The 15,760-nt window shown below is 75.6% G+C and carries 14 protein-coding genes; 3 read left to right on the forward strand and 11 right to left on the reverse strand.

Annotation, left to right across the window (positions count from 1 at the left end; translation table 11 throughout):
* Nucleotides 1-54: 54 nt before the first annotated feature.
* The 3 genes from AC6JBM_RS46745 to AC6JBM_RS46755 all read right to left on the reverse strand — a co-directional run bounded on the left by AC6JBM_RS46745 (nt 55) and on the right by AC6JBM_RS46755 (nt 3,049).
* Nucleotides 55-1,536 carry a DUF1996 domain-containing protein gene (locus tag AC6JBM_RS46745; RefSeq protein ID WP_497980083.1) on the reverse strand — a complete coding sequence of 494 codons (1,482 nt, stop codon included), beginning with the start codon at nt 1,534-1,536 and terminating at the stop codon, nt 55-57.
* A gap of 71 nt (nt 1,537-1,607) precedes the next feature.
* Nucleotides 1,608-2,357 (reverse strand): ABC transporter permease, encoded by a 750-nt coding sequence (locus tag AC6JBM_RS46750; protein WP_497980084.1) that lies wholly within the window; start codon nt 2,355-2,357, stop codon nt 1,608-1,610.
* Nucleotides 2,354-3,049, reverse strand: a complete 696-nt coding sequence (locus tag AC6JBM_RS46755; protein ID WP_497980085.1) for an ABC transporter ATP-binding protein — start codon at nt 3,047-3,049, stop codon at nt 2,354-2,356. The genes AC6JBM_RS46750 and AC6JBM_RS46755 overlap by 4 nt, the downstream gene beginning before the upstream one ends.
* An 89-nt stretch (nt 3,050-3,138) precedes the next feature.
* Here AC6JBM_RS46755 and AC6JBM_RS46760 point away from each other — a divergent pair, with 89 nt between their 5' ends.
* Nucleotides 3,139-4,185: a sensor histidine kinase gene (locus tag AC6JBM_RS46760; protein ID WP_497980086.1), complete on the forward strand. Its 1,047-nt coding sequence runs from the start codon at nt 3,139-3,141 to the stop codon at nt 4,183-4,185.
* An 8-nt stretch (nt 4,186-4,193) separates the two neighbouring features.
* Nucleotides 4,194-4,856 (forward strand): response regulator transcription factor, encoded by a 663-nt coding sequence (locus tag AC6JBM_RS46765; RefSeq protein ID WP_497980087.1) that lies wholly within the window; start codon nt 4,194-4,196, stop codon nt 4,854-4,856.
* On the opposite strand, the gene AC6JBM_RS46770 is transcribed toward AC6JBM_RS46765, so the two are convergent.
* Nucleotides 4,842-5,435, reverse strand: coding sequence for a TetR/AcrR family transcriptional regulator (locus tag AC6JBM_RS46770; protein WP_497980088.1), 594 nt, complete (start codon nt 5,433-5,435; stop codon nt 4,842-4,844). The two genes, AC6JBM_RS46765 and AC6JBM_RS46770, sit on opposite strands and share 15 nt — an antisense overlap.
* Nucleotides 5,436-5,605: 170 nt before the next feature.
* On the opposite strand from AC6JBM_RS46770, the gene AC6JBM_RS46775 reads away from it, so the two are divergent.
* A complete protein-coding gene (locus tag AC6JBM_RS46775) occupies nt 5,606-6,175 on the forward strand; it encodes a permease (RefSeq protein WP_497980089.1) in 570 nt (189 codons plus the stop codon).
* On the opposite strand, the gene AC6JBM_RS46780 is transcribed toward AC6JBM_RS46775, so the two are convergent.
* The 7 genes from AC6JBM_RS46780 to AC6JBM_RS46810 form a co-directional block, all read right to left on the reverse strand.
* Entirely contained in the window at nt 6,172-7,089 is a 918-nt protein-coding gene (locus AC6JBM_RS46780) for a diguanylate cyclase domain-containing protein (RefSeq protein ID WP_497980090.1), read from the reverse strand. The genes AC6JBM_RS46775 and AC6JBM_RS46780 overlap by 4 nt on opposite strands.
* A 60-nt stretch (nt 7,090-7,149) precedes the next feature.
* Entirely contained in the window at nt 7,150-8,499 is a 1,350-nt protein-coding gene (locus AC6JBM_RS46785) for an FAD-binding oxidoreductase (RefSeq protein ID WP_497980091.1), read from the reverse strand.
* Nucleotides 8,500-8,526: 27 nt separating this feature from the next.
* The gene (locus tag AC6JBM_RS46790) at nt 8,527-11,826 is read right to left on the reverse strand and encodes an ATP-binding protein (RefSeq protein ID WP_497980092.1); all 3,300 of its coding nucleotides are present in this window, start codon (nt 11,824-11,826) and stop codon (nt 8,527-8,529) included.
* A gap of 49 nt (nt 11,827-11,875) precedes the next feature.
* Complete coding sequence (locus AC6JBM_RS46795; protein ID WP_497980093.1) at nt 11,876-12,916, reverse strand: hypothetical protein; 1,041 nt, start codon at nt 12,914-12,916, stop codon at nt 11,876-11,878.
* A complete protein-coding gene (locus AC6JBM_RS46800) occupies nt 12,913-13,401 on the reverse strand; it encodes a SigE family RNA polymerase sigma factor (protein ID WP_433090392.1) in 489 nt (162 codons plus the stop codon). The genes AC6JBM_RS46795 and AC6JBM_RS46800 overlap by 4 nt, the downstream gene beginning before the upstream one ends.
* A 61-nt stretch (nt 13,402-13,462) precedes the next feature.
* Nucleotides 13,463-14,899 carry an ABC transporter permease gene (locus AC6JBM_RS46805; RefSeq protein ID WP_497980094.1) on the reverse strand — a complete coding sequence of 479 codons (1,437 nt, stop codon included), beginning with the start codon at nt 14,897-14,899 and terminating at the stop codon, nt 13,463-13,465.
* Nucleotides 14,896-15,756: an ABC transporter ATP-binding protein gene (locus tag AC6JBM_RS46810; RefSeq protein WP_497980095.1), complete on the reverse strand. Its 861-nt coding sequence runs from the start codon at nt 15,754-15,756 to the stop codon at nt 14,896-14,898. The genes AC6JBM_RS46805 and AC6JBM_RS46810 overlap by 4 nt, the downstream gene beginning before the upstream one ends.
* Between the last annotated feature and the right edge of the window lie 4 nt (nt 15,757-15,760).

Consider the following 15,760-nt stretch of genomic DNA (forward strand, 5'->3'; position numbering starts at 1 on the left):
CGGCGGCTGGAACGTTCCTCGGCTGGAACGTGCCTCGGCTAGAACGTTCCTTGGCTAGAACGTTCCTTGGGCGTTGCACTTGTAGCCCTGGTCGAGGCAGTCCCGCACCCGCTGGGCGAGGGCGTCGGGCTCCCAGGCGTTGAAGAAGTCGGCGTGCATCGAGTAGCCGTTGCCCGACGAGAGCGTGATGCCGTTCGTGTCGGTGTTCAGCGGGTAGGCGATGACGAAGGAGACCGACGGGATCGGCACCGGGTGACTGGCCGGGCAGGCGCCGGTGTGGTCGCCGTTGGCCATGTGCGCCTTGTGGTCCGGGCTGTCCAGGTGTACGCCGTCCCAGCAGTCCGGGAACGTGATCTGCCGGACCAGCTCGGCGGTCTTGGCGCAGATCGGGTACTCGCCGTTGGCGGTGCGCCCGACCTCGCCCCCGACGCCCGCGCACCAGAAGTGGTTGCCCTGGTGGTCGGGGGTGTCGCTCTGGTTCTTGGCGTCCCCGGTGATCATCCGCAACCCGAACGGGAACGGCTGGGTCCTGCTCGGGTCCTTGAGCCGGGAGCCGTAGTAGACCGTCACCTCCTTCGGGTCCACGACCTTGCCGTTCTGCGACAGCGTGGGAATCCAGTACGCCGAGTGATCCTGCGCCGGCGTGCAGCTCGTGCTCGCGGCGATCAACGACTCGGCCGTGGAGTTCGCGTTCGTCGACCGGTTGCCCAGGAACGTGTGGTCGTGCGAGGCGCCGGCCAGCCCCGGGAAGACGATCGGGTCGTCGTGGGCGTGGTGGCTCACCGTGCAGGTGGCGTGGAACTCGGGCACCTTCACCGGGTTGTTGGTGATCGGCGCGGGCCGCCGGGCGAAGAACGCAGCGGTGTCGGCCTTCTGCTTGGCCGGGTCGACGCTGGGCCAGCCCGGGACCGCCGTCGGGCTCTGCGACGGGGACGACGGGGCCGAGGCGGAGGGCGAGCCCGGGATCGTCGCCGTCGGCGTCCGCTTGAACCGCAGCCAGTTGATGTTGACGAAGTCTCCGGCCTGCGGGCTCTTGAGCAGCAGGAACACGGTCTGCCGGCCGGTGCGCCCGGTCGCGCTCACCGCGGTCTTCGTGGTCCAGGTCTGCCAGCCGCCGGTGTACCCGACCGGGTAGCTCGCCAGCAGCTCGCCGTCGCGGGTGCCGGCCCGCAGCTCGATCGTCCCGCCCGTGCGGCTCGCCGCGGCGACCCGGACGCTCGCGGTGAGCGAGCCCGGGCCGCCGAGGTCGACGTTGTCGTACCGCATCCAGTCCCCGTCGGCGAGCCAGCCCACGTTCTTGCCGCCGCCGAGGTCGCCGGTGTTCTCGGTGCGGGCCCCGCTCTGTGCGCTCCACGCCTCGGCCTGCACGATGCCCGCGGTGTCGACCTGCTCGGCGCCGGCGGTCGTGGTGAGGATGAGGCTGGTCGCCACGGCCCCCGCGATCGGCACCAGCAGCAGTGCGAGCAGGGTCCGGCGCCGTTTCGGCGGGCGGCTCGGCGTCACCACGTACGGGTTGAGCCGGGGGTCGAGCGGCATGGCCAGACCGTATGCATGGGAGAGCGCTCTCTCAAGCTCCCTAAGTCGAAACTAAACCGGCTCTAAGGCGATCATGCGTCTCGTCGCCGCAGGGTGACGTACCCGCCGGCCAGCGCGGCCGCCGTCCACAGCGCCATGATCGCGATGCCGCCCCACGGGCCGAACGCGCGGTCGTAGCCCGGTCCGTCCGGATTGCCGAAGAAGTGCAGGGCCGCCGCGCCCGCCTGGTCGGGCAGGAACTGGGTGACCTTGCGCAGTACCGGGATGTTGCCGAGCCCCTGCGAGCCGAGGAACAGCAGCGGCAGCAGCACGGCCAGGGCCGCCGTCGACCCACGCAGCAGTTGGGCGACGCCCGCCGCGAACAGGGCGATGAGCACGAGGTAGAGCAGCGCCGCGGCGACCGTGCCCGGCACCCCGCCGGCGGTCAGCGCGGTGTGCCGCGGCCCGAGCCCGGACTGCCCGGCCACCCAGGCGGTGGCGACGGTCAGCACCGAGACGGCCGCCGCGCACCCGGCGACCGCGGCGAGCTTGGCCAGGTAGTAGCGCCCGCGCCGGGGCACCGCGGCGAGCGTCGGGCGGATGGTGCCGGAGCCGTACTCCCCGCCGACCGCCAGCACCGCGAACACCACGAGCGCGAGCTGGGCCAGGCTGAGCGAGTAGAAGGTGGCGAACATCGCGTCGAAGTGCTCGGGCTCGGCCCCGCGCATGCTCCGCCCGACGAGGTAGGCGAGCCCGCCCCCGGCCACGACGGTCAGCGCCGGCGTCCAGGCGGTCGAGCGCAGCGTGCGGATCTTCAGCCACTCGGCCGCGAACGCGCTCATCGCGCCACCGCCTGCAGGAACGCCGCCTCCAGCGAGGGGGCGCCGGCGACGAACTCGGCCACGGTCGCGTCCGCGACGAGCCGGCCGCGGTTGACGACCACGAGCCGGTCGGCGGTGAGCGCGGTCTCGGCCATCAGGTGGCTCGAGATCAGCACGGTACGGCCCTTGGCGGCGTACCCCCGCAGCAGCTGCCGCAGCCAGTGCACGCCCTCGGGATCGAGCCCGTTGACCGGCTCGTCGAGCAGCAGGATCGGGGGATCGCCGAGCAGCGCCGCGGCCAGGGCGAGGCGCTGGGCCATCCCGAGCGAGAACCCGCCGGCCCGCCGCCGCGCGTCCCCGGCCAGCCCGACGAGCTCCAGCACCTCCTCGACGCGCGCGTCCGGGATGCCGTTGCTGCGGGCCAGGTAGCGCAGGTGGTGCCGCGCGCGCCGGCCCGGGTGCGCGGACCGCCCCTCCAGCATCGCCCCGACGGTGCGCAGCGGCCGGTCCAGGGTGTCGTACGCCCGCCCGTCGACCAGCGCCCGTCCGCTCGAGGGCCGGTCGAGCCCGAGGATCATCCGCATGGTGGTGGACTTCCCGGCCCCGTTGGGCCCGAGAAAGCCCGTCACGCACCCCGGCCGGACGGTGAAGGACAGCCCGTCGACGGCGACGGCCGGCCCGTAGCGCTTGGTCAGCTCTTCGACAACGATCACGCCCCCGGACGCTAGGGCGGCCCGGCCGCGGCCACAGTCGCCGAAAGTCGTCCCGCCGCCGCGACGAACGTCGGCGGTAGCCTGCTGGCATGCGCCGATATCTCGCGCCCGCGGGCATCGTCTGCGCCGACAGCGTGCTGCTCACCTACGCGCACCCCGGCGCCGTCCGGCCGTGGCTCCTGCCGCTCTGGGCCCTGCTCGTGGCCGGCGTCCTCGCCGTGGCCCGCCGCCGCCCCGGCCTCGCGTTCCTGCTCGCCCTCGGCCCGGCGCTGGTCACCGGCGGGGCCGGGGCGCTGCTGCCCTACACCGCCTACGGGGCCGGGAAGCGCTCGTCGCCCTGGCTGGCCACCGCGGTCGCCGGGTTCGTGGTGGTGGAGTCGTGGCGGGCGCCGGCGGTCGCGCCTGCGGTCGTCGCGGCCGTCGTGTTCGCGCTGCTGCCCCTGCTCGTAGGCGCCCACATGGCCCAGCAGGCGCGGCACGCGGCCGCGCTCGCCCGGCAGGAGCGGCTGCGGATCGCCCGCGACATGCACGACGCGCTCGGCCACCGGCTCAGCCTCGTGTCGATGCAGGCCGCGGCGCTGGAGGTGGGCGGGCTGCCCGCGGCGCAGCGGGAGGCGGTGCGCCGGCTGGCCGAGTCCGCCCGCGGGGCCGCCGGGGACCTGCACGACGTGCTCGGCGGGCTGCGGGCGGCGCAGGCCGGGCTGGACGAGCTCGTGGACCGGGCCCGGGCGGCGGGCGTGCCGGTCGAGCTGCTGCGCGGCGGCCGCGAGCGGGAGCTGCCCCCGGAGGCCTTCCGGCTGGTCCAGGAGGGGCTCACCAACGGCTGCAAGCACGCCCCGGGCGCGCCGATCACCGTACGGGCCGAGTGGCAGGACGACGCGCTGCTGCTCTCGGTCGTCAACCCGGTGCCGCCCGGGACCGTGCCGGCCGCCGCGCGCGGCCTGGCGGGCCTGGCCGAGCGGGCCGAGCTCGCGGGCGGGCTGGTCGGGCACGGCGTCGGCGGCGGCGAGTTCCGGCTCTGGGCGGTCTTCCCGGCCGAGCCGGTGCGCCGCCCGCCCGCGCTGCTGGAGATGGCCCTCGCCGGCCTCATGTTCGGTCTCGTGCCGCTCAGCCTGGTCATCGGCGTCGCGGGATGAGCCACGGGATGAGTCGTATCCGCGTGCTCGTCGCCGACGATGAGCCGCTGATGCTGGCGGGCATTCAGGCGGTGCTCGAGTCCGCGCCCGACCTGGAGGTCGTCGCCGTGGCCGAGGACGGGGCCGCGGCCGTGGCGGCGGCGGGGCGGGGCCCGGTGGATGTGGCGCTGCTCGACGTGCGGATGCCGCTGCTCGGAGGCCTCGACGCCGTGGACGCGATCCGGGCCGCGGCGCCCGGGGTGGCGATCGTGATGCTGACGTCGTTCGGGGACGAGCCGAGCGTGCTGCGGGCGCTGCGGCTGGGCGCGTCCGGCTACGTGCTGAAGACCTGCACGCCGGAGGAGCTCCTGCGCGCGGTGCGGGCCGCGCACGCCGGGGACGCGTACCTCTCGCCGCCGGTCGCCCGCCAGGTCATCGGCCTCATCGGGCCGGCGGGCGCGGCCGGGGCCGAGCGGCGCCGGGCCGCCGGGCACCGCCTGGCCCGGCTCAACCCGCGGGAGGCCGACGTGCTGCGGCTGGTCGCGGAGGGGCTCTCCAACGCCGACATCGGCGCCCGGCTGCGGATGAGCGAGCCGAGCGTGAAGACGTACGTCAGCCGCGTGCTCACCAAGCTCGACTGCGCGAACCGCGTGCAGGCCGCGATGCTGTTCCGCACGTCAGCCGGCGAGTAGCCCCTCGCGCACGGCCAGGGCCAGGATGCGGGCGGTCCGGTCGGCGACGGCGGGGTCGAGCGGGTCGCCGGTGATGTACGCCCGCGCGAAGTACGGCGCCCCCACGAGCCGGATCACCTCGGCCGCGTCGGTGCCGGCCGGGGCCTCCCCGCGCGCGACCGCCCGCTCGACCAGCGGCGCGGCGAGCGCGATCCGGGTGGCGAAGAAGCCGGTGAGCACTGCCCGGGCCGCGGCGTCGTGCACCGCCTCGCGCACGACGACGTCGAACACGGCCCGCAGCGGCGGCACCGACAGCAGCGCGATGCTCGCGCGGCCGAGCTCGCGCAGGTCGCCCTCGAGCGTGCCGGTGTCCGGCGGCGGGATCTGCGCCGCGGCCGTCTCGCCGAAGAGGTCGACGACGAGCTGGCCGACGGAGCCCCAGCGGCGGTACAGCGTGGTCTTCGCCACCCCCGCGCGCTGGGCGATGCGCTCCATGGTGGTGCCCGCGTACCCGAACTCGAGCAGCTCGGCCTGCACCGCCTCGGCCACGGCGGCCCGGGTCCGGGCCGTGCGCCCGCCGGGTCGGGGACTCGTCGTCAATGCAACTCCAGTTGCGTTAGTGGGCCGGGTCCTGTCATGCTCAGGCTAACGCAACTTGAGTTCACTTAGTGGAGGGCATCCGAGATGGCGTACTTCGTGGGGGTGCTCCTGTTCGCCGGCCTCGTCGGCGCGCTGGACGCCAAGCTTCCCTGGCCGAACCGGCCGACGCGGTGATCACCGGGCACTTCGGCCTGGCCGCGGCCGTGAAGTCGGTCGAGCGGCCGGTCCCGCTGTGGTCGCTCATGCTCGCGACGGTCTGGCTCGACATGGTGTTTCTTCCGCTGTACCTCACCGGCGCCGAGCGCATCGACCCGGTGCCGGGCACGGACGGCGGCTACGGCGACGGGATCATTCACGCCGACTGGACCCACTCGCTGGTCGGCGCCCTGGTCATCGCCGCGCTCACCGGCCTGGTCGCCGCCCGCTGGTGGGGCCGGCGGGGCGGGACGGTCATCGGCGCCGTGGTCTTCTCGCACTGGCTGCTCGACCTGCTCGTCCACCGGGCCGACATGCCGCTGCTGCCGGGCAACGCGGGCGACCTGCCCCGGCTGGGGTTCGGGCTGTGGCAGTACCACCTCCTGACCGCCGTCGTGGAGGCGCTGCTGGTCGTGGTCGGGGCCGCCCTCTACTGGCGCGCGGCGCGGCGGACCGGGGGCTCGAAGGGCCGCGTCAACCTGGTCACCGGGCTGCTGGTCGCGTGCGGCGCGGTCACCCTGGCCCTGGATCTGGCGGGCATCTAGGCGTCGGCCAGCATCGTGGTGGACACGTCGATGGCGGCCCGGACGGTCACGCGGCCCGCGCTGGTCGGGAACGGGCGGTCGAACGCGGCCCGCAGCTCGGGGGCGAGCCGCTTTGCCGCCCGCGCGTCCGCGCCCGGCAGCAGCACCGCGAACTCGTCGCCGCCGAGCCGGGCCACCACCGCGCGGGCCGGGGCCGTGCGGGTCCCCGCGTAGGCGGCGTCGCGGAGCCGGTGCGCGACCGCGGTCAGCACCTCGTCCCCGACCGCGCGGCCGTGCAGCTCGTTGACGGTCCGGAAGTCGTCGACGTCGACCACCAGCACCGCGTAGGGGCGCCCGTCGGCGGCGGCCGAGGTCAGGTGCTGCCAGAGCAGGGCGCGGTTGGGCAGGCCGGTGAGGGCGTCGTGGTAGGCCGCGTGGTGCAGCGACTCCTCGTAGACCCGCCGGGCGCTGATGTCCTGCAACGCCCACACGGTGCCGGCCCCGCCCTCGACCGGCAGCGCCTCGATGAGGATGTCGCTGGTGGAGCCGTCGGCGCGGGTGAGCCGCGCCTCGTAGGCGTCCCGGCCCTCGCGCGTCAGGTCGGCCAGCCGGACCGGGCGCCCGTCGAACGTCTCGAGGGCCGGCTCGCCGCCGATCAGGTCCTGCGCGGCGGGATTGGCCAGGACCACGTTGCCGTCCGGGTCGGTCACCAGCACGGGGGAGGGGAACCGGCGCAGCACCGTGTGCAACAGGGCCGCCTGGGCCCGGTGCCGGTCCCGCGCCTGGCGCAGCAGCGCGTGCGCGGCGATCCCGAGGAGCGCGACCACGGCCGTCGACCCGGCGACCCGGATCGGGGTGAACGCGGCGGCCGCGACCGTGGGCAGCGCGACGGCCAGCATGATCCCCAGCGTCCACATCGGGTCCCGTCGAGCCATGCTCCCGACATCGGCCCGCACCCGGCCCGCAACAGTGCGGACCGGGTGCAAGCCGGGAGTTCAGCCCACCAGCGGCTGCCCGCTGGAGAACACGTTCGCCGGGTCGTAGGCGTGCTTCACCCGCAGCAGCCGGTCCCGGTCCGCGGCCGACCAGTTCGCCCGGATCGCCTCCGCGTCCGCCCCGCCCGAGAAGTTCAGCAACCCGCCGGGGAACCGCTCGACCGCGAGCACCCGGTCGGTGGCCGCGTCCACCGCCGCCTCCAGGCCGGGCACGCCGAGGCCGATGACGAACAGCGAGTACGCCGCCCCGCGCCCGCTGACCGCGTTCGGCACCGCCGGCGGGCGCCCCAGGGCCCCGCCGAGCTGGCGGACCTCGACCATCGGCAGCGGAAGGTCCAGGCCCGCCCCGGCCGCCGCCAGCACGTGCTCGACCGTCTCCGCGGTGAGCTCGGCGAGCAGCACGCCGCGCTCGCGGGTCGGCATCGGCTCGACCGGGTCGCGGTGCACGGCGTCGACCGCCGGGTACGGCAGCATCGCCACGTCGTCGATGATCGCCGGGGCCGCCGCGCGCATCGGGGCCAGCAGCGCGTCGCCCGCCTCGGCGTCGCCCAGGAAGAAGACGCGCAGGTGGGCCACGTTCGCCCCGCGCAGCGGCGGGGGCAGGGCCGGCAGGTCGGGCAGCCGCAGCAGGGCCACCGACGTGCTCATCTCCTCCGGCAGGCCGGCCGACCACTCGCGGTACGCGTGCAGCACCTCGCCGGCGTGCTCCATCGGGAAGTAGATCCCGCCGCCGTAGAAGCCGGCCACCTCGACCAGGCCGAACTCGATCGCGGTGACGATGCCGAAGTTGCCCTTTCCGCCGCGAACCGCCCAGAACAGGTCGGCCTCGTGGTCGGCGTCGACGGTCCGCAGCGCGCCGTCGGCGGTGACGATCTCCACCGAGCGCACGTGGTCGGCGGCGAAGCCGAAGCGGCGGCCGAGCGGGCCGACGCCGCCGCCGAGGGTGTACCCGACGACGCCGACCTGCGTCGCCGAGCCGTTGAGCATGCCCAGCCCGTGCGGGGCGCCCGCCGCGTTCACCTCCACGCAGTGCACCCCGGCGGCGGCCCGCGCCGTCCGGGTCACCGGGTCGATGGTGAGCTCGGTCATCCGGTTCGTGGTGATGAGCACCCCGCCGCGGACCGGGCGGACGGCGCCGTGACCGGTGGACTGCACCGCGACCGGCAGCCCGAGGGTGCCGGCCCAGCGCACCGTCTCGGCCACGTCCTGGGCGCAGGTGGCGCCGACGACGGCGAGCGGCTCGTGGACGGTGGCGACGTTCCAGGCCTGCTTTTCGGCCTCGTATCCTTCGTCGCCGGGAACAAAGACGGGCCCGGCGACCGCCGGGAGAGAAGTCAGAGCAGTGGTCATGGGCCTACGGTGCGCCCGGCCGGTTGGTCAGGACTTGGTGACGACTAGGGCCGCGACTTGAGCCGCGGAGATGTCGATGAGATGGGCGGCCCCCAGGCGCCGGTGGGCCTCCAGGGCGGCCCGCGCGTGCCCGAGCGCGCGCTCGGGCTCGCCCAGCGCCGCGGCCAGCTCGGCCAGCGCGAAGTCGAACGTGCCCCAGGTGGTGCCGCCGGTGCCGAGCGGGGGAAAACGATCGGCGCAGGGCTCGATCTCGGCGTAGAGCTCGCGCGGGTCGGGCGTGCCCAGCCGGGCCGCGACCAGCGCCCACTGGAACGCGACGAAGTCCCAGCACCAGAGCTTCTCCCGGGCGGCGCCCCACCGCTCGACCAGTGCGCGGGCGCGGGCCTCGTCGCCCGACTCGCACGCGGCCAGCACCGCGGTCGGGCGCAGCAACTGCAGGTGCGGCTCGTCCGCCCGGCACACGAGCTCGTCGACCAGCTCGCCGGGGCGGCCCTGGAAGCGGCGGCTGGTGTACAGCAGCGCGAGCCGGATCCACTGCGTCCCCCACAGGGTCGTGTGCTCCTGGAGCGCGAACGCCTCGCCGACCAGCCGTTCCCCGGCCACCCAGTCCCCGGCCAGCATCGCCCGGCCCGCCTGCGCGTAGCGCACCTGCGCGGCCAGCACCGGGGCGCGGATCCCCTCGGCGAGCCGGACGCAGCGGGCCAGGTCGGCGTCGAAGCCGGCCGCGTCCCCCGCGCTGACCTCGGTCATCATCCGCTGCAGCCGGGCCATGATCTCGGCCGTGCGCGGCAGGCCCGGGAGGGTCAGCAGCTCGTCGGCGCTCGCCCGGCGCTCGGCCAGCCGCTGCGGCACCAGGGTCGCGCACATGTGGTTGTTCAGCGTGCGGGCCAGCAGCTCGGGGTCGCCGAGGCCGCGGGCGAGCCGCACCGCCTCGGCCGCGTGGGCCTCGCCGAGATCGCGGTCGGGGTGGTGGTACAGCTCGACGGCGAGCGTGCCGAGCAGCACCGCCCGGCGCTCGACGTCGTGCGGGCCGAGCCGGTCCAGCTGGTCGCGCAGGGTGGCGATCATGCGTTCGTCGACGGTGAGGTACGGCCGCCAGGTCCACAGCGTCGCCCCGCCGAAGAGCGTCGCGGCGTCCATCGCCAGCCCGTCGTCGCCGATCTGCCGGGCGAGGGTCAGGGCCTCGTCGAGCACGGCCCGGGTGCCGTCGACGTCGCCGGCCGCTCGCCGGGCCGTGCCCAGCTGGACCAGCAGCCGGCACCGGGCCCGGGCCGCGCCCGGTCGCTTCGGGTCCAGGGCTCCCAGGGCGGATTCGAGGTACCGCGCCGCCTCGTCGTACGCCAGCTGCGCCATCGCCAGCTCGGCGGCCCGGGTCGCGTAGCGGACCGCCCGGTCGGCGACCCCGAGCCGCGCGGCCATCGTGAAGTGGTGCACCAGGAGCCCGAGCAGGTCCGGGTCGTCGGGCCGGTCGAACGCCTCGAGCGCCTCGCCGACGCGGCGGTGCAGGCGGGCCCGCTCCAGCCGGCTCAGCCCGCCGTAGACCGCGTCCCGGACGAGCGCGTGCGAGAACCGGTAGTCCCAGCCGTCGGGCAGCTCGAGCAGCACGCCCGCCCCGACGGCCGGCTCGAGCCCGGCCATCACCACCTCGTCCGGCCGGTCGGTCGCGGCCGCCAGCAGGAGCAGGTCGACGTCGCGGCCGATGACGGCGGCGGTCTCCAGCAGCTCGCGGGTGGGCTCCGGCAGCCGCGACAGCCGCCGGGTGATCACGTCGCGGACGCTCTCGGGCACCCCGGACGCGGCGACCGCCTGGGCGTCGCCCCAGCCGTCGGGGTACTCGCTCTCCAGCAGTCGCAGCAGCTCCTGGAGGTAGAACGGGTTGCCGCCGGTCCGCTCCAGCAGCGCGTGCGCGACCGCGCCGGGGCGCTCGACGAACTCGGCGACGTCGCCCTCGGTCAGCGCGGCCAGCCGCAGCCGCTCCGCGCCGCGCTCGTTGGCCAGCAGCGCGAGGGTCTCCCGCAGCGCCGGGCCGGCGTCGGTCGTCTCGGGGCGCAGGGTGGCCAGCACCAGGATCGGCCGCCCGGGCAGCGCCGGCGCCAGGTGCGCGAGCAGCTGCAGCGACGAGGGATCGGCCACGTGCAGGTCGTCGATCACGATGAGCAGCGGGCCGGGGGCGGAGCGCAGCGCCTCGCCCACGGCCTCGTGCAGGTGGAACAGGGCCGTGGCCGGGTCGCGCTCGTGGGTCGTCGCCTTCCCGGCGAGCATGTCCTGGACGCCGGCGGTGCCCTGCAGCGCGCGCAGCACCTGCTGCCAGGGCCAGAACGCGGGGGTCGCGCTCGCCTCGACGCAGCGGCTCCACGCGGTGGTGACGTCGGCGCCGGCCAGCTCCACGGCCCGCTCGGCGAGGCTGGTCTTGCCCAGCCCGGCCTCGCCGACGACCAGGAGCACCCCGCCGTTGCCCTGGCGCGCCTGCTGGATGCGCGCGGCGATGCGCCGCTGCTCCGCCTCCCGCCCGACGAGCCGGGTCCGCCGCGGCTCCTGGTGGGGCGCGGGGCGGTGGGCCAGCTTCGGGTCCTGGCGCAGGATCGCCGACTCGAGCGCGCTCAGCTCCGGGCCCGGCGGCAGCCCCAGCTCCTCGTCGAGCACCGCCCGGGCGCGGCGGAACGCGGCGAGGGCGTCGGCCTGCCGGCCCTCGCGGTACAGGCCGAGCATGAGCTGACCCCAGGACCGCTCGCGGAACGGCCGGCGCTCCAGCAGCGCCTGGGCGTCGGCGATGGCCGCGGCCGTGCGCCCGGTGCCCAGCCGCACCTCGGCCAGGTCCTCCAGCGCGCCGTCGCGCAGCTCCTCGAGGCGGGCCGCGGCGGCCGCGGCGAACGCCTCGTCGGCGAAGTCGGCCAGCGGCGCGCCCCGCCACTCCCGCAGCGCCGCGTTCAGCTCCTGCTCGGCCGCGGCGAGATCGCCCTGCGCGAGCCGGGCCCGGGCGGTCTCGACCCCGGCGGCGAAGCGGGCGGCGTCGACCTGGTCGTCGTCGACGGCGAGCAGGTAGCCGGGCTCCCGCGTGAGCAGGACCGCCGGCGGCGTGCGCGGCGCCCGGTCGGGCTCGAGCACGCGGCGGAGCTGGGAGATGTACGCCTGGAGCGTCCCGTACGCGCTGGCGGGCGCGTCCCCCGCCCACAGCCCGTCGACGATCCGGTCCACGGACACGACCCGGCCGGGCTCGAGCAGCAGCATCGCGAGCACGGCGCGCTGCTTGCGCGCGCCGAGGTCGAGGGCGTCGCCGTCCGGAGTCCGAGCCTCCAGCGGGCCCAGAATCCGCAAGTCCAGCCGCACGGTCGCCACCATAGCCGCGGCTGCGGCCCGTGGAGATCGTCTTTCGGACTTACCACGTCAACGGGTCCACCGTTCCCGGGCTCGGCTGGATGCTCGTCAGCATGTGCTGCAGGACGTCCTTCGGCACCCCGGACGTTCCGGCCTCGATCGAGAAGGCCCGGCCGCCGACCTCGATCGTCGAGCCGTCGCGGCCGGACTGGAACGGGACGCCGCCGTAGGAGGCGTTGGGGTGCACGTCGCCGGGGGCGATCTCGGTGAGGTAGAAGGGGGAACCGTCGTCGGCGGTGCCGAACGCGAAGCCCACGAAGCCGGTCCGGCCGGACCAGTCCAGTCCGCAGCCCACCGTCCGGGCGTTCTCCGGGGCCCAGCCCAGGCGGAAGTCGGCCGCGCAGCGCAGCACGCGGTCGAGGCGCACCCAGCGCGCGATCTCCAGCAGGCCCCCGCGCGCGTTCGGGGCCGGCTTCGGGTCCTCTCGCCGGAACTCGAGGCGGGCGGTCGCCCAGATGCCGTCGATCGGTTGCCAGCGCAGCGCCGCCCAGCCGTCGCCGGTCTTCATCTCGCCCTTGCGGCCCGCCTCGGGCAGGGGCGCCACGGCGCCGTCGCCGGTCCAGAGGTCCGGGGAGTCGCCCAGGGTCAACCGATACGTGTCGTAGCCGTTCGGTGACGTGCTGCCCCGGGTCACGCGCAGCGACTCGAGGCCGGCCGCGGAGGAGTACGAGAGGTGCAGGACGTCCGGGTCCGTCACGTCCAGGTGGATCTGGAAGGCGTCGCCCACCGGGGCGCCTGCCGACAGCGAGCGCCCCGATCCGGCCACCGGCGGGCGGGGCAGGACGACGGCCGGGGAAGCGGAGGCGGACGGCCGGGGCGGGGTGCCGGCGGGTGCGGGCGGCTGGGTGGCCCGGGGCAGCAGGGCGGTCGTGGCCAGGATCGCGGCCACCGTCGCGGCCGCGGCGCCGCCGATGAGCAGGCGGCGGTTGCGGCGGTGGCGCACGCCGTGGCGTACCGAAGCGGTCAGGAGCGACTCGATGTGCACCTCGCCGTCGGCGCGCGCGTGCAGCGCCGTGGTGAGGCGGGGGTCGAGGTCGTTCACGGGAGGACCTCCTCGCGGTCGGCCAGCTGCCGGCGGAGGGTCGCCAGCGCGCGCATGGACTGGGAGCGCACGGTCGCCTGGGAGCAGCCCAGGATGCGGGCGATCGTGGCGTCGTCGAGATCCTCGTAGTAGCGCAGCACGATCGTGGCGCGCTGCTTCGGCGGCAGGTCGGCGATGAGCGCCCAGGCGGCCGAGCGCTCCGCGGCCTCCGCGCCGATGTCCGTGGCCGCCGCGAGGTCGCCGAACGCGTCCGTCGCCACCTCGGCCGAGGAGCGGCGGCGGCGCCAGGAGATATGGCGGTTGACGAGCATGCGGCGCACGTACACGTCGATGTCGTCGGCCCGGCTCACCCGGTCCCAGCGCACGTACGCGCGGCCGAGGACCTCTTGCACCAGGTCCTCGGCCAGGTGGCGGTCGCGCACCAGCAGGCGGGCCAGGCGCACCAGGCGCTCGCCCCGCAACCGCACGTACTCCTCGAAGCCGATCACCGCGTCACCGCCCTCATACCCGGCACGACGCTCCGGCCGCGGAGGGCTGTTGCATCCGCTAGCGACGACCTTCCCGCACCATCGTCCAGGCGAGGGCGGCCGCGACGAAGACGCCCGCGCAACCGGCCCAGAACAGCGGGCCCGGGCCGCCGCGCAGGATGCCCATGAAGTTCAGCGCGCCGAGGTCGTTGATCATCAGGTACCACAGCAGCGTGTAGACGGCCTGGAAGACCCTCGGCGCCCCGGTCAGCGTGCCCAGCACCAGCGCCAGCGCCGGGATGAAGAACGCTCCGGCGATCGTCGCCGGGTGCGCGATCGCACCGAGCCCGAGGACGAGCGTCAGCAGCACGCCCGCGCCGTACTCGGCCAGCACCCGCCGTCGCGGTGACGGAAAGGCGCCCAGCAGCGCCGCGACCCCCGACAGCGCCGGCTGCGTGCCCAGCCGCGACCACAGCAGGATCGGCCACACCCACGCGACCGCGAGCGCGGCCCCGCGCGGCACCACGAAGACCGCCACGAACAGTGCGCCCGCGCCCAGCCACCACCACAGCGGCGCCCCCGCGACCAGGATGCGCGCCTCGCCGGCCAGCAGGCGCGGGAACGTGAGGCCGTAGCGGGGAGCGGTCCGCGGCAGTCCCGCGTAGACGGTGCGCGGCTCGGGCCCGAACGAGCGGCCCGGGCGCGCGGGGCGGTCGAAGCGGTGGAACCACAGCGCGGGCAGCAGCGCGATGGCGAGGGCCACGAGCACGAGGGCAACGCGGCCGCCGAGGAACGCGGGGGAGAGCCGCAGGCCGGGCCAGTCGAAGACCTCGAGCGGCTCCTCGACGTACATGAGCCCCAGCCCGACGTCCTGCGACGCCCCCGCGGGCAGGGTCACCGGCTGCAGCCCGATCCCGCCGAAGGGCGCCCGCGGGGACTGCCCGGCGATCGCGCCGACCATCCACACGAAGACCCACAGCACGTTGCCGACCCCGCCGCGCAGCACCGGCGTCGCCTCGAACAGCAGCGCCAGCGCGCTCGTGAGCAGCAGCATGGGCAGCGCGATGAGCACGAACGGCAACAGCAGGGCCACCGGGTCGACGGCGCGGGACTCGCCCCGCAGCAGCTGCAGGACGAGCGCGGTGGCGGCCAGCACCGCGGTCATCGAGGCGAGCACGGCCACGTTGCTCAGCAGCTTCGCCGCGAGGTACGCCGGCGTGCGCATCGGCGAGGCCGCGATCAGCTGCCCGACGCCGGTGCGCTCGTCGCGGGCCACGGCGTCGCGCACCAGGTAGAAGCCGACCAGCGTGAGCCAGAGGGCGCTCGTCAGCGCGGTCACCAGGCCGACGTACCCGCTGGTGTACCGCCCGCGGAAGCCCCCGATCACGAGGACCGACCAGTGCGCGTCGACGGCCGGCACCGCGAGCAGCCCCAGCCCGATGGCGGAGATCAGCATCAGCAGGTACGCCGGCCGCCGGACCCGCTCCCGGAAGTCGGCCGTCGCGGCCGAGATCACCGGTTCACCGCCCCGACGTAGGCGTCCTCGAGGTCGGGGGCGACCGGCACGGCCTCGGGCAGCGGGCGGTGCACGGCGAGGATCCGCAGCCGCACCCCCTGCGGCGTGCGCACCGCCCGGGTCGTGAGCAGCCGCTGCTGCAGCCCGGCGGCGTCGGCGGGCGGGACGGTCGCCTCCCACACGTGCCCGGCCACGCTGCGCAGGAGGTCCTCCGGCGCCCCGTCGAGGCGGATCCGGCCGCCCTTCACGACCGCGATCCGGGCCGCGACCGACTCGACGTCGCCGACGATGTGCGTGGAGAGCAGCACCACCCGGGTGGCCGCGAGGTCGCTGAGCAGGTTGCGGAACCGGACCCGCTCCTCCGGGTCGAGCCCGGCGGTCGGCTCGTCGACGATGAGCACGCGGGGGTCCCCGAGCAGCGTCTGCGCGATGCCGACGCGTCGCAGCATGCCCCCGCTGAAGCCGCCCAGGGCCCGCTTCGCCGCGTGGGTGAGGTTCACCAGCTCCAGCAGCTCGTCGACGCGGGCCCGCGCCGAGCGTGTGGAGAGGCCCTTGACGGCGGCGAGGTAGGTGAGGAACTCGACCGCGGACAGGTTCGGGTACACGCCGAAGTCCTGCGGCAGGTATCCGAGCGCGCGCCGCAGCCCGTCGGGGCGGGCGACCGCGTCCTGCCCCTCGAAGCGCACCTGCCCGCCGGTGGGCCGGGTGACCGTGGCGGCGATGCGCAGCAGCGAGGACTTGCCGGCCCCGTTCGGCCCGAGGAGCCCGATCAGGCCCGGCTCGAGCCGCAGCGTGAGCCCGTCGACGGCGCGCTTCTGTCCCTTGTAGACCTTCGTGATGTCGAGCAGTTCGAGCATGTCC

Source organism: Dactylosporangium thailandense (genome assembly GCF_059739745.1).

Coding starts and splice junctions, on each gene's coding strand:
- AC6JBM_RS46745 (WP_497980083.1), bottom strand. CDS start 1,536: ATGCCGCTCGACCCCCGGCTCAACCCGTACGTGGTGACGCCGAGCCGC.
- AC6JBM_RS46750 (WP_497980084.1), bottom strand. CDS start 2,357: ATGAGCGCGTTCGCGGCCGAGTGGCTGAAGATCCGCACGCTGCGCTCG.
- AC6JBM_RS46760 (WP_497980086.1), top strand. CDS start 3,139: ATGCGCCGATATCTCGCGCCCGCGGGCATCGTCTGCGCCGACAGCGTG.
- AC6JBM_RS46765 (WP_497980087.1), top strand. CDS start 4,194: ATGAGTCGTATCCGCGTGCTCGTCGCCGACGATGAGCCGCTGATGCTG.
- AC6JBM_RS46780 (WP_497980090.1), bottom strand. CDS start 7,089: ATGGCTCGACGGGACCCGATGTGGACGCTGGGGATCATGCTGGCCGTC.
- AC6JBM_RS46785 (WP_497980091.1), bottom strand. CDS start 8,499: ATGACCACTGCTCTGACTTCTCTCCCGGCGGTCGCCGGGCCCGTCTTT.
- AC6JBM_RS46810 (WP_497980095.1), bottom strand. CDS start 15,756: ATGCTCGAACTGCTCGACATCACGAAGGTCTACAAGGGACAGAAGCGC.